Below are 12,953 nucleotides of genomic sequence, written 5' to 3'. Positions count from 1 at the left end.
CAAGTTCAGGGCTCGCATGATTCGGCCCTCTCCCATATCGCAAACAGTTCAACGCAGTCGGCAAGGTCTTCATAACCGATGAAGAAATTCAGTCTCGCCTCGGCCTCATCGCTAAGCATGAAGTCCTTACAGGGCTGCACCGTGTCAGCGAACGAGCGTTGGGTGTGAGGAGTACGCACCATTTCGTCCTCAAATAGGCCGCATAGTTCAACTTGATTGAATATATCGCGGGCCGAGGACGGTAGCGATTGCGTTTCGAATTCGGTATTCACCATCGTGTTCTGGTGACAACTCGAAAATGTAACGGATCGCCGGTTGGGGTTCGGTGTCGAAAGCAGAACATAGCCGCCAGGCCGCAAGACCCGTCGAAGTTCCTTGAGACACTCAGAATCGTTTTGAAGAACGTCGGTAGATCGGAACGCGATGACGACGTCAAAGTACTGAGACGGGAAGGGTATACGGTACGCGACGCCAGTCGAATACTGCGCCTTTGGTAGCTCATTGCTGAGTTTAGGACTCAAGGCGTTTGGCGTCGTAAGCCGATCAACTCGGCTCGCGCACTCTGCAATAGTGTCGCCCGCCCAGGTTTCCGGCCCGAGATCCAGTATCTGTTTCCCTACGACATAAGGCGCGGCCCATAGGTAGGCCCAGTTCAGGCGTATATCGGCCAGCCGCCGCGCCGTTCTAGCAGGTTCAGTGGCAATCTGCGGATCTAATTTCAGCTTTAGTCTGAAGCGCAGCTGCCGAATGAGTAAGAGCGCTGTATTCATTCCACATCTTCTCTATCGAGAACTGTCTGGCGCGTGACTGCGCTACCTCGCGCCAATGATCGGGTGAACGCGCGAGACCTGCCCTGATAGCCTTTGCGACCGATACAGGATCAGTACCTTGGGTAAGGATGCCAGCTTTGCCAATTGCTGAAGGCAGACCACCAACGGGCGTTCCGATAACCGGCAGGCCAGCGGCCATGCCTTCGATGGCGACCCGTCCGAAGGCTTCCCGGGCGCCTTGTGGGCTTGGCTGCGAAGGTACTAAGAGTATGTCGCTAGCGCGCATCTGTTCAGCCACCTGCGCCGAGTGCATTGCCCCAGTAAATGTCACAACATCGTCCAACCCCAAACGCTTAACGAGCGAATGCAGCCGAGTTCTGATCGGCCCGTCTCCGACGAGAGTGAGGTAATACTCTCGGTGGGGATCGTCAGCTCGGGCCACGGCGAGTGCTTCGATCGCGGTGTGTTGTCCCTTGATCCACTCAAGTCTGCCGACGAGGAGTAGCTCTATCGTTTCGTTCCAATACGCCTTTTTCGCAGGTGGATTGAAAAGCGCGGCATCCACGCCTAGACGTATTCGATGAATGGGAACAGTCAACTGTGCGCTGAGACGCCGCTCGGCGAAGTCAGAATGTGCGATCGCATGAGTGTTGGGCCGAGAGTTTAGTATTTTTCGATATGCGTTCCACCCGAATTTTTTGGGTAGGGTTGTAAAGTCAAAACCGTGGAAATTGACTAGGATCGGTATCGGATCGCGCGGTACAGCAAGTGCTGCGGAAACGCCGTTGGTTCCGAAGTGGGCATGAATGACGTCTGGGAGTACTTCTTGAATCACCGTTCGAAGACTGTCGGCAAACGCAGCCCTGTCTCGCGCGAACCGGTCGAACAAGAGGGACGGGTGTCGAAATAGAAACTTAGCGTATCGGCGTAACTTCGTTATGCCGCGATAACCGGCAACCATTTTTATATTGTCGGTATTTTGCCCAACACGCATCTGAAAATATGCTGGGTCTGGTTTCGAGGCTGCTACATAGGTGTCGAACCCTCGGCGTGCGAGGCCTGCGACATGATCAAAAACGAAAGTTTCCGATAGCTCGGGGAAGCCGCGTACGACTACAAGAACGCGCGGAGCGCGCGCTGCTACTCCCAAGCGCTTTTTCGAATTTCCATGCCCGCTTAGATTAGCCGGCGGGGCATTCTCTGACTCGGGCATGATCAATTAGATGCGAGGTAGCGCGCCGCATCCTTCGCAAAATAAGTGAGCACACCGTCGCAGCCAGCGCGCTTGAAGCTGCCCAGGGATTCGAGCACCGCCGCGCGTTCGTCGAGCCAGCCGTTCTGGATCGCGGCCTTGAGCATCGCGTACTCGCCGGACACGTGATAGGCGAAGGTCGGCACGCCGAAGGTCTCCTTCACTCGATGAATGATGTCGAGATAGGGCATGCCGGGCTTGACCATCACCATGTCGGCGCCTTCTTTCAGGTCGAGCGCGACCTCGCGGAGGGCTTCGTCGGTGTTGGCCGGGTCGACCTGGTAGGTGCGCTTGTCGGCCTTGCCTAGATTGCCGGCAGATCCGAGCGCTTCGCGAAAGGGATTGTAGAAGCTCGAAGCGAACTTGGCGGCGTAAGACATGATGATGGTGTTTACATGCCCGTTCTGCTCGAGCGCAGCACGCATGGCCTTGATGCGGCCATCCATCATGTCCGAAGGCGAGACGATATCCACACCGGCATCGGCATGGGCCAGTGTCTGGCGCACCAGGATATCCACCGTCGGGTCGTTCAGGACGTAGCCGTCGCCATCGATCACGCCGTCCTGCCCATGGCTGGTGTAGGGGTCCAAAGCGACGTCGGTCATCACGCCGAGTTCGGGAAACTCGCGCTTGATGGCTCGTACGGCCTTCGGGATCAGGCCGTCGGGGTTCGCAGCTTCTTCGGCGTCCGGTGTTTTCTTGTCTGGATCGATGACTGGGAACAGCACGACGGCGGGGATGCCGAGTGCGACGACATCGGTGATCTCGCGCATCAATCCGTCGAGCGTATGACGCTGTACGCCGGGCATGGCGGTCACGTTCACCGGCTCTCCCTCGGTGACGAAGATCGGGTAGATCAGGTCGTCCACCGACAGCTTCGTTTCGCGCGAGAGCCGGCGTGCAAAGTCATGAGCTCGGCCTCGGCGCAGGCGCGTGGCGGGGTAGTGTCCGGGAAAACTATGCGGCATGACGATAAGCCCTGCGGAATCAATGCGGATTACATGCGTGCCAGAGTCGGCGCTTTCAACTCCTGCTAAGATCGTGTGCAACCGAATCAAGCGCGAGGCGAACGTCATGCGCACGACGAGCAGCATCCCTACACCCGGTACCGATTTCCCGCGAATCCGCCGCGATGCATTGCATACGCTGCAGATGAACCTGGGTTATCTGTGCAATCTGGCCTGTACCCATTGCCATGTGGAGGCCGGGCCCAAACGCACGGAAATGATGGATCGCGAGACCATGGATGTCGCGCTGGAGTTTATCCAGGCGCAGGGTATCCGCAATCTCGACGTCACCGGCGGCTCGCCGGAGATGCACCCGCTGTTTTGCGATTTCATGTCTGAAGCCAAGGCGCTGGGCGTGCATCTGATGGATCGCTGCAATCCGACCATCATAGAAGAGCCGGGCTACGACTGGGTGCCGCAGTTTCTTGCCGATCATGAGGTCGAAGTGATTGCCTCGTTGCCGTGCTATACGGCCGACAACGTGGATACCCAGCGTGGCAAGGGCGTGTTCGACTCCAGTATTGCCGCGTTGCAGAAGCTCAACGCGGTGGGCTATGGCAAGCCTGATAGCGGGTTGGCGCTGAATCTGGTCTACAACCCGGTTTCGCCCACGCTACCCCCGCCGCAGGAAACGCTCGAAGACGACTACAAGCGCTTTCTGGACGACAAGTTCGGAATCGCGTTCGACAGCCTGTTCACGATCGCGAACATGCCGATCAAGCGGTACGCGCACATGCTCCTGCGCGAGAAGCGCATGGGCGAATACATGGATCTGCTGCGCGGCGCCCATCGCAGCGAGAACGTGGCCAGCGTGATGTGCCGCGGTCTGATCAGCGTGGGCTGGCGGGGCTATGTCTACGACTGCGATTTCAATCAGATGCTCGACATGCCGCTCGGCGGCGGTGATGCGGTTCACCTGAGCGAACTGATCGATACCGATTTCGAGCAACGCGCGATCGCCATCGGCGATCACTGCTATGGCTGCACGGCCGGCCAGGGCAGCAGCTGTGGCGGTGCGCTGAACTGAGCACGTCTTCCTTGCCCGGCGCCGGCCCGGATTGAGTCGGACCGGTTTTACCGCCAAACTACTTCCGATAAACGGATAGCGAGTCCATCCATGAGTAGCGCCAGCGTCCATGCATGTCGTTTCGACGCGCCGCATGTCCCTACACACTGCGGACATGATGCGTTGTGCCTGTCAGCGACGGCGGGCGCATAGCTGATGGCAGAAAGAGAACAGCTGGCCGAGTGGCTGTCTGCCACCGCGCGAGGCGACGAACAGGCTTTCCAGCGGCTCTATGCCGCGACCTCTTCGCAACTGTATTCGCTATTGCTGCGTATCCTGCGTAACCCGGAGCGCGCACAGGACGCGCTTCAGGATGCTTATGTGCGCGTGTGGCAAAAAGCCGATACCTACGCGCCGGAAAGGGGAGCGCCGCTGACATGGTTGTTGTCGATTGCCCGATACCGCGCGCTGGATGTGCTCAGACGCAAGCGCCCGGAAGTGGCCATGCCGGAGGAGCCGGACATGATGGCAACACTGCTTGAAGACGAGCAGGCCTTGTCGCCGCCTGAAGAAAATGAAAACCAGCAATCGCTCGATGCGATCAGAGTCTGTTTGAAAACCTTGCAACCACAGCAGCGCGACAGCGTGCTGCTCGCCTATTACGAAGGACTGACCCATCAGGAGCTTGCCGAACGGCTTGACGCGCCCCTGGGCACCGTCAAGAGTTGGATACGGCGCGGCTTGATGCGCCTGCGCGAATGCCTGGCGGAGCGTACGTAATGGCCGAGTCCGAACAGGAACAACGCACCCTGCAGGCGGCGGAGTACGTGCTCGGCACGCTCGATGCCCGCGAGCGCAGCCGCTTCGATACGCTGCTTATGCACGACGCCGAGGCGCGCGCGGAGCTCGCCTACTGGGAGCATCGTCTTGGCGCGCTCGGTTTGGCGCTCGAGCCCGTCGAGCCGCCGGCCGCCGTTTGGGATGGTGTGACTCGGGAACTGGGTATGGCCCGCATCGATCGCACCGCGCAAAGCAGCGCGCCTGTAGTCGAGCCGGGCCGTGCGGCTGCAAATGATAGCGCCGGGCCGATCTGGCGCGGCGTTGCCATTGCGGCATCGGTTGCAGCGATCGTCATGGCCGGCCTGCTGTTCACGGGTTCGAATAGCGGCGGCAATGCCGTCGAGCAAGCACCGCAGGCGGCTTACGCCAGTGTGGTTTACGACGAGCCGACCGGCATGAGCTGGCACGTGACCGCACGCGAAGACAGCCACAAGATGAAAGTGGTTGCGATGGGCGATTACGACGTGCCCGAGGGCAAGGTGCTGCGCCTGTGGTTCAAGCCGGACGACGGTGGCCCGGTGTTGCTCGGCAAGTGGCCGAACACGCACGGCGATCACGAGATGACGGTGCCGGACAAGGTCGCGAAGTCCATGGATCGGCCCGCGCGGCTGATGGTGTCCATGGAGGATGCCGGTGCGAACGACCAGGCGAGTGGGCCCAGCGGCAAGCTCATGTGGACGTCCCGCATCGCGCGGCGTACGAGCTAGGCGAGGCGTGCCGGCGCCTGGTTCGAGCCGTTACTGGATATTGCGTTCATCGTTGAGCGCCCAATCATAGGCGTAGTCGTCGATACGGCCCAGCATGTCGAGGCGCGCGGATAGGCCGGGGGCAGCGTATTGGCGCAAGTGGCTCACGACTCCGCGGCTCGTGCGTCCGAAGTCGCCCGCGTACCAGTCATACAGCGTCGATACGGTCACACGACCATTATCTATGGTCACGCCTTGCGCGCTGTTCACGTAGTCCCGCGCGTTCGCACGCAGTTCGGAATACAGGTTGTCGGCGGTATACGCTTTCGCGCGCAGGCTCGGGCAGCTGATCGACGCGCAATTCACACCGTAATGGGTCAGGCCGTCACCCCAGATTGGGCGCAGGATACGGTGCTCTATATCGTTGAGGCTGAGTTTCTCGTCGTTTACCCGCAGCAGCTTTTTCTTCCACGGGCCGGACGTGAAGATGCCGCCGCCAATATCGCGGATCGAATCGACAGGGTAGTTCTCGATCACGAGATCGAGCGTCTTGGCGTTGTATAAGTTGATCCAGTAGGCACGCTGTACCGGGCGGCTGTAAGCATCGATATCGATCTGTTGGAGCGCCTCGAGATAGTCGTCGAGTGCATGGCTGTCCGCGTCGGTGACCTCGGCGTAGCGCACACCGTTCGGCCCCTGAGCGTGCGGCGCCACGTATTTCTGCAGAAACGCGTCGTAGCGACTGTGATCGATTGTCTGCGTCGCGCTTTCGTCGTGAGCCTCCCAGCGCGGCCAGAGATCGGCCGACGGCGCAGCGAAGGCGGCCGGCACAACAAGACTCAGGGCGGCAATCGCCAACACATGCAGACGCATGAAAGATCCTCAGGTAAGAGCGCGCGGTCGATCGTCGACTGGCGCAGTGCCAATTCGGCTCTCGATCCAGGCGCGGATATCTTCGGTCACCGTATCCGCCGCTCGCTCGTGCAGCAACTCGTGCCGTAGGCCTTCGTAGATACGCAGTTCCAGGTCGGTTTGCCCGTCGCCTTCGAACGCACGGGCGAGGCGCTCGGGCCCGCGACCGAACTGGCCCATGGGGTCATTGCCGCCGGCGATCAGCAGTAGCGGAAGGCCTACGGGTATGCGCCGGCGTGCATGGGGACCATGACTCCGCACGATGCCGCGCAGGACCGTATGCCAGGTGCCGGCACGCAGGGCAAAGCCACAATCCGGATCGGCTTCGTAAGCGTCGACGGCAGCGCTATCGCTCGACAACCATCCATTATCGCGGTTGTCGCCGAGGTGCCGTTTCAGGCGACGATCGTAGGGGCCGATGATCAGGCGCTGCAGCAGGTCGCTCGATCCGGTGGTGTCCATGCGCGCGATTTCGAGGCGCGCCAAGCAGGCCGCCAGCCGCGATTGCGTGCGATTGGGCATATCCACGCCACACAGAATCGCGCCTGCATAATCGTGACCGTGCTTCTGAAGCACGGCCTGCGCGATGAACGAACCGAGGCTGTGACCGAACAGGAATACCGGGCCGTTGTTGGTTTCTTGGGCGCGGCGACGGATGCGCTGCACGTCGTCGATCAACACATCCCAAGTCGTGCGATCGCCCATGAATCCGTGATCGATCGAGCGCGTGGTCGCACCGTGGCCACGCAGGTCGAAACCGTGCACATCGATGCCGCGCCGGGCGAGTCGTTCGGCGAACCGACTGTAGCGGCGCGCATGCTCGGCCATGCCATGAACAATCACCAGCGACGCGCGAGATCGAATGGTCGCTGGCCAGTGATAAGCCACCAGGCGGGTGCCGCCTTCGGCGCTGACCTGCTGGGATTCGTACATCACTGGTTGACCTTTATGGCTTGCACCACGGAAGCTGCATCCTTCCATAAAACGAGTGAGCCGCCAATGCGCCCGAATCACCTGCTCGCTATCGATCAGGGCACGACCAGCAGCCGTGCAATCGTGTTTGACGCTGAGGGCCATATCCGGGGCCGCGCCCAGCGCGAGTTCAAGCAGTATTTCCCGGCCGAAGCATGGGTCGAGCACGACGCGCAGCAGATTCTCGCCGATGTGCTCGCCGTTTCTCGCGAAGCCATCGCCGAGGCGGGCCTGAAACCGGACGAAATCGCGGCCTGCGGAATTACCAATCAGCGCGAAACCACCGTGGTCTGGGACCGTGAAACGGGCGAGCCGATTCATCATGCGATCGTCTGGCAGGATCGCCGCACGGCCGAACGCTGCCGCCAACTGGCCGACGAACAGACCGAAGGCTGGCTGCAGGAAAAGACAGGGTTACTGTTCGATCCCTATTTCTCTGCCACCAAGATCGGCTGGCTTCTGGACAACGTGGACGGCGCGCGGGCCCGCGCCGAGGCAGGCGAACTCGCGTTCGGCACGATCGACAGCTGGCTTCTCTGGCATCTGACCGGTGGCGCAGTCCATGCGACCGATGCCACCAATGCGTCGCGTACATTGCTGTTCAATATCCGCGATCAGGCCTGGGATGACGAGCTGCTCGCGTTCTTCGATATCCCGAGTGCTTTGTTACCGGAAGTACGCGATACGTCGAGCGATTTCGGCACCAGTACCGTGGACACGCTGGGCGCCGAAATTCCGATCGCCGCGATGGTCGGCGACCAGCAGGGCGCATTGGTCGGGCAGGCCTGCTTTAAGCCGGGTATGGCGAAGTCGACCTACGGCACCGGCTGCTTTCTCATGCTCAATGTAGGCGAGGAGGCCGTGGTATCGCGTCACCGGCTGCTGACCACGGTCGCCTACCGGATCAACGGCCGGACAACCTATGCGCTCGAGGGCTCGATCTTCGTTGCCGGTGCGGCGATTCAGTGGCTACGCGACGCGTTGCACATGTTCGAAAAGGTCGAGCAGACCCAGGCGCTCGCTTCGTCGGTCGAACATACGGGCGGCGTGTATCTGGTGCCGGCGTTCACCGGCCTGGGCGCGCCGTACTGGGATCCGGAAGCACGCGGCGCCATTCTTGGGTTGACGCGGGATACCGGGATCGAACAGATCGTGCGTGCGGCGCTGGAGTCGACCTGCTATCAGACCCGCGATCTGGTCAACGCCATTGGCGACGATGCCGAGCCGCCGCGCGAACTGCGTGTCGACGGCGGCATGGCCGCGAACGACCTGGTCTGCAGCTGCCTTGCAGACATTCTGCAGACGCCGGTCGAGCGCCCGGACGTGATCGAAACCACCGCACTCGGCGCCGCGTATCTGGCAGGCCTGCAGGTCGGCCTGTACGATTCGCTCGACGCGATCGGCGAGTTATGGCGTTCCGAGCGGCATTTCGAGGTCGAAAAGCCAGCCGCGGAAGTGGACGCGCTGTACGAAGGCTGGCGCGAGGCCGTGGCGCGCGTGCGTTGTGGTGACGGAACGACGACTTAATCTTCTGGAAGCTGAGCATGGCCAAACCCGAGCACCTCAAACCTTCTCGCTCCATTTCCCAGCGCCTGCGGCATCGCCGGCGAGACTGGCAGTGGGGCAGGCAACTGCAGCGAGAAGGCGTGTTTCCTGCCGAAGGCGGTACCGAGGACCCCAACTTTCCGGGGTTGGCCATCACAGCGATTGCGATCCTGCCCAAGTATCACGACTGGTGCTTGAGCATGATCGATTCGCTGCGCGGCGTCGGTAACTTTCACGGGCCCGTGTACGTCGTCACCGAAGACCCCCGGCCGTTCGAGGGCCTTGAGAACGTGCTGACCGTCAAAGTGCCTTATACGCGCTATCGGCTGGTCGCGAAAAGCTGCAAGCAGCTACTGCTGGACTGGGTGTTCGAGCCGAAGATGCTCTACATCGACGCAGACGTGGTCATCGCGCGCCCGCTCAAGCCCTGGTACGACCGCGCACGCGTCAAGTTGGATCAGAAGCCGCTCGTGCTCTACACCTGCAGCATGCCGACCGCCGGCGCCTACCACGGTGGACTTATGCTCACTGATCGCGAGCGGGTTCGGCCATTCTTCGATCAGTGGCTCAAGCTGATCCGCACGGGGCGCTACATGTTCGATCAGGAATCGCTCCTGTCTATCGGTAGCGATGAAGATATCGCGCTGTTTGACGACGACGAGCTGGTATTCCTGCATCAGATTCTGGGCGAGGACAGCGAGGTCAGCAGCCAGGAGGCACCCGGCACCTTCGTGCACGTGACGAACGGGATGATCCGGCGCTATAGCGCCGCGGAGATCAAGACCTATCTGCGTGAGGTGGTCGGGCTGAGGCGAATTCCGGAAAGCTTCGGGCCGGACGCCTGAGATGCCCACTGAAGAATCGTGTGCCGTGAACTCGGCGGTCGACGATATAGAGAAGCGGCCGGTCAGCAAACAGCTGCGCCATCGCCGCCGCGATCTATGGTGGCGCGCCAAGCTCAGGTTCGGCAAGCAGTACGGGTCGCCGACCGAGTGCCGTACAACGCCTGATGCCGATTGCCCCGAACTCGCCGTAGGGGCTGTGGCTCTGGGGGCGAAGTATCGCGACTGGGGACTGACAATGCTTCGGTCGCTACGTGGGTGTGGCCAGTTCAAGGGGCCCGTCTATATCGTCACCGACGATCCGCGGGCGTTCGCAGGAGAAGACAACGTCTGCACGATTGTCGTGCCGCCGGTTCGTCCGCGTCTCGTCGCCAAGAGCTGCAAGCTGCTGCTTGCCGAATGGATGCCCACCCGCGAGTTCCTGTACATCGATACCGATCTGGTGGTTACGGGGCCCATCGCGCCGTGGTATCGCACCATGCGGCCGTTGCTGGATACGGCTCCGGTACTCTGCTACCCGGATCGCAAGCCTTATGACGGCGCATTTCACAGCGGTTTGATCCTTGCGGAAACCCGGCGCGCGTTGCCGGTTTATCGTCGATGGCTCCGACTGCTCAGAAGCGGTCAATACGAATTTGATCAGCAGTCGCTCGCGATCGTCGCGCAGCAGGGCGATGTGCTGCATATGCCCGGCGATGACTTCACATTATTGCCGGACATGCTCGCCGTGGATGAGGTCATTCCGCGCTTCGTGCATATCACCAATGGCATGATCAGGAAGCATTCCGAAACCGAGCTTCGGAATTTTCTATCGCAGCGGCTGGGCGTCGAGCGCATGCCCGAGAGCTTCGGCCGCGGCGCCTAGCGCAGCCTCCTGACTAGCCGGTTGTCGAGCACCGGGCGCTGGCCGTTAGATTTCGTCCAGGCAGTGCCGAGCGGCAATCTCCTCCACACCAAGCGAGTTGTGGTGTTCGCGAGGTCGAAGCGGCGAGCAGTCACTCGGGGTGGTCGGCTCTGGGCACGCAGAACAGCAGGTTGTACTTGTCGCGGTATGGCGGCGCCAGTGCGATCAAATCGTTCAAGCGGTGGCGCGGCGCGTTGGTCTTGCCTTCTGGATGACGGCGAGTACGCGCGCATGGCACGAGCAGATCGTAGCCGGGCAGCAACGCATTGAGCGCTTCGAAGCCGCCTTTCTCCTGCATGGTGGTAGTGAGCCATTCCATGAAGATGATCGGCCGATCGCGTGCGATCGTGGTCTTCAAGCCGCGTATCACCTCCAGCTCGTGACCTTCGACATCGATCTTGATCGCACCGACCCGGGCCTCGAACTGGCCTGCGAAGGCATCGCCAGGCGCGACTTCCAGGCGTACCGGCGTGCTGCCTGCACGTGGTTTTTCGAATCCCGAGGCGCCCGAGTTTCCGGCATCGTTCGGATAGAACTCCAGTGTGCCTGCTTCGCTCGAGAGGCCAATCGCAACGGGGGTGATTCGCAGTTGCGGGTTGGCTCTGGCGTTCTGCGAGAGCAGTTCGTAGGTCGCAGGATTGGCCTCGAACGCCAGCGTTTTCTGGAAATGCGGCGCCAGCGCGAGCGAGTAGTTGCCGAGGTTGGCACCGATATCCAGGAAACAACCACCGCGAGCGGTACAGAACCGCTCAGCCAGCCGCAGAAACGGTGTCTCGGTAAAACCGTCGGCAATCATCCCGCGACCGAGCTGGTCGCGCAGGTCCACGGTTATATTCAGATCGCGGTAGCGGTATTGCTCGCGCTCGTGGCGGGCGAGCCGAGCGTCGACGTCGACTAGAATGTTCAGGGCGCGGAACGCGCCACGACGTAGAGTAAGGGGCAGTTGCCGAAGCAAGCGCATGAGTAGAAGCATCACGGTTTCGTTCGACAATACAGTCGGCCGTCGTTCAATGCCGTCGGCCGAAAGGGCGTCCAGAGGGGTAGATGGGTTCCCGAGAGGCCTGCAGCGGCATCATCGGCAATTGCCTGCGCAAGCAAGTATCGCAGTGCCCGCGATGAGTTCATGCGATTGCTGTAAGCCTTAGGCCAGCCACGGCGGCGAGGAGAGCCAGTCGCGGCACGCAGAAGAAGCGTTGCATGCCGCGACTGACGTCACGGTCTAGAGCAGTGCGGCAACAGCCTCGCGCTCGCTGCGCAACTCTTCTTCAGTGGTCTTCATGCGGCCACGGCTGAATTCGTCGATCTCGAGATCCTGGACGATTTCATACTGGCCGTTCTTGCAGATGACGGGGTAGGAAAACATGATGCCTTCCTCGACGCCGTAGCTGCCGTCGGACGGGATGCCCATGGAGACGATGCCGTCCGAGCCTTTCACCCAGTCGCGCACGTGATCAATGGCGGCCGAGGCGGCCGAGGCAGCACTCGAGGCACCGCGGGCTTCGATGATCGCCGCGCCGCGCTTCTGCACGGTGGGGATGAAGTCGTTCTCGTACCAGTCGCGATCGACCAGATCGAGGGCCGGCTTGCCGTTGACCGTGGCCTGGCTGATATCCGGATACTGGGTCGCGCTGTGGTTGCCCCAGACGATCATCTTGTCGATGTCGGTGACCTGGCTGTCGGTCTTCTGGGCCAGCTGCGACAGAGCGCGGTTGTGATCCAGGCGCATCATCGCCGTGAACTGCTTGTTATCCAGATCCGGCGCGTTGGCGGCTGCGATCAGGGCGTTGGTGTTGGCCGGGTTGCCGACCACCAGCACCTTGACGTCCTTGGAGGCGTTGTCGTTCAGCGCCTTGCCCTGGACCGAGAAGATGTCGCCGTTGGCCTTGAGCAGATCCGAACGCTCCATGCCCTTGCCACGCGGCTTGGAGCCGACCAGCAGGGCGATGTCTGCGTCCTTGAACGCTTCTTCCGGCTTGTCCGAGCCGGAAATGCCGTGCACCAGCGGAAAGGCACAGTCGTTGATCTCCATGATCACGCCCTTGAGCGCATCCATAGCGGGCGGAATCTCGAGCAGCTGCAGGATCACCGGCTGGTCGGGCCCCAGCATGTCGCCCGCGGCGATACGGAAGATAAGCGAATAGCTGATGTTGCCGGCGCCGCCGGTAATGGCTACGCGAACGGGTTCTTTCATGGCTGCTCCTTGGAGGAAATGTTCTG

At 61.2% G+C, this 12,953-nt stretch carries 13 protein-coding genes; 6 read left to right on the top strand and 7 right to left on the bottom strand.

The window, feature by feature from the left end:
• Positions 1–5 precede the first annotated feature (5 nt).
• From SADO_RS11160 to hemB, 3 genes are read right to left on the bottom strand one after another with little or no spacing between them, the layout of a single operon-like run.
• Positions 6–770 carry a class I SAM-dependent methyltransferase gene (locus SADO_RS11160; protein WP_353111339.1) on the bottom strand — a complete coding sequence of 255 codons (765 nt, stop codon included), beginning with the start codon at positions 768–770 and terminating at the stop codon, positions 6–8.
• The gene (locus SADO_RS11155; RefSeq protein WP_353111337.1) at positions 694–1,983 is read right to left on the bottom strand and encodes a glycosyltransferase family 4 protein; all 1,290 of its coding nucleotides are present in this window, start codon (positions 1,981–1,983) and stop codon (positions 694–696) included. The genes SADO_RS11160 and SADO_RS11155 overlap by 77 nt, the downstream gene beginning before the upstream one ends.
• 2 nt (positions 1,984–1,985) lie before the next feature.
• The gene (hemB, locus tag SADO_RS11150) at positions 1,986–2,990 is read right to left on the bottom strand and encodes a porphobilinogen synthase (RefSeq protein ID WP_353111335.1); all 1,005 of its coding nucleotides are present in this window, start codon (positions 2,988–2,990) and stop codon (positions 1,986–1,988) included.
• Positions 2,991–3,096: 106 nt separating this feature from the next.
• On the opposite strand from hemB, the gene arsS reads away from it, so the two are divergent.
• The 3 genes from arsS (at position 3,097) to SADO_RS11135 (ending at position 5,582) form a co-directional block, all read left to right on the top strand.
• On the top strand, positions 3,097–4,056 hold the full coding sequence (gene arsS / locus SADO_RS11145; RefSeq protein WP_353111333.1) for an arsenosugar biosynthesis radical SAM (seleno)protein ArsS: 960 nt from the start codon (positions 3,097–3,099) through the stop codon (positions 4,054–4,056).
• A 195-nt stretch (positions 4,057–4,251) separates the two neighbouring features.
• Positions 4,252–4,815 (top strand): sigma-70 family RNA polymerase sigma factor, encoded by a 564-nt coding sequence (locus tag SADO_RS11140; RefSeq protein WP_353111331.1) that lies wholly within the window; start codon positions 4,252–4,254, stop codon positions 4,813–4,815.
• Positions 4,815–5,582: an anti-sigma factor gene (locus SADO_RS11135; RefSeq protein WP_353111329.1), complete on the top strand. Its 768-nt coding sequence runs from the start codon at positions 4,815–4,817 to the stop codon at positions 5,580–5,582. Before SADO_RS11140 ends, SADO_RS11135 begins: the two co-directional genes overlap by 1 nt.
• 30 nt (positions 5,583–5,612) lie before the next feature.
• On the opposite strand, the gene SADO_RS11130 is transcribed toward SADO_RS11135, so the two are convergent.
• Complete coding sequence (locus SADO_RS11130) at positions 5,613–6,434, bottom strand: DUF547 domain-containing protein (RefSeq protein ID WP_353111327.1); 822 nt, start codon at positions 6,432–6,434, stop codon at positions 5,613–5,615.
• Positions 6,435–6,443: 9 nt separating this feature from the next.
• On the bottom strand, positions 6,444–7,406 hold the full coding sequence (locus SADO_RS11125) for an alpha/beta fold hydrolase (protein WP_353111325.1): 963 nt from the start codon (positions 7,404–7,406) through the stop codon (positions 6,444–6,446).
• Between the two features lie 66 nt (positions 7,407–7,472).
• On the opposite strand from SADO_RS11125, the gene glpK reads away from it, so the two are divergent.
• Genes glpK through SADO_RS11110 form a run of 3 tightly spaced genes read left to right on the top strand, consistent with a single transcriptional unit; the run spans position 7,473 to position 10,697 of the window.
• A complete protein-coding gene (glpK, locus tag SADO_RS11120; RefSeq protein ID WP_353111323.1) occupies positions 7,473–8,972 on the top strand; it encodes a glycerol kinase GlpK in 1,500 nt (499 codons plus the stop codon).
• Positions 8,973–8,989: 17 nt separating this feature from the next.
• Positions 8,990–9,835: a hypothetical protein gene (locus tag SADO_RS11115; protein WP_353111321.1), complete on the top strand. Its 846-nt coding sequence runs from the start codon at positions 8,990–8,992 to the stop codon at positions 9,833–9,835.
• Between the two features lies 1 nt (position 9,836).
• Complete coding sequence (locus tag SADO_RS11110) at positions 9,837–10,697, top strand: hypothetical protein (protein ID WP_353111319.1); 861 nt, start codon at positions 9,837–9,839, stop codon at positions 10,695–10,697.
• 130 nt (positions 10,698–10,827) lie between these two features.
• On the opposite strand, the gene SADO_RS11105 is transcribed toward SADO_RS11110, so the two are convergent.
• Entirely contained in the window at positions 10,828–11,709 is an 882-nt protein-coding gene (locus tag SADO_RS11105; RefSeq protein ID WP_353111317.1) for an FkbM family methyltransferase, read from the bottom strand.
• 246 nt (positions 11,710–11,955) lie between these two features.
• Positions 11,956–12,927 carry a malate dehydrogenase gene (locus SADO_RS11100; protein ID WP_353111315.1) on the bottom strand — a complete coding sequence of 324 codons (972 nt, stop codon included), beginning with the start codon at positions 12,925–12,927 and terminating at the stop codon, positions 11,956–11,958.
• Positions 12,928–12,953: the final 26 nt, after the last annotated feature.

The organism is Salinisphaera dokdonensis CL-ES53 (assembly GCF_040361215.1).
Classification (GTDB): Bacteria; Pseudomonadota; Gammaproteobacteria; order Nevskiales; family Salinisphaeraceae; genus Salinisphaera; species Salinisphaera dokdonensis.
Note: the sequence above shows the minus strand (reverse complement) of the source record. Positions and strands in the feature narration are given on the sequence as shown.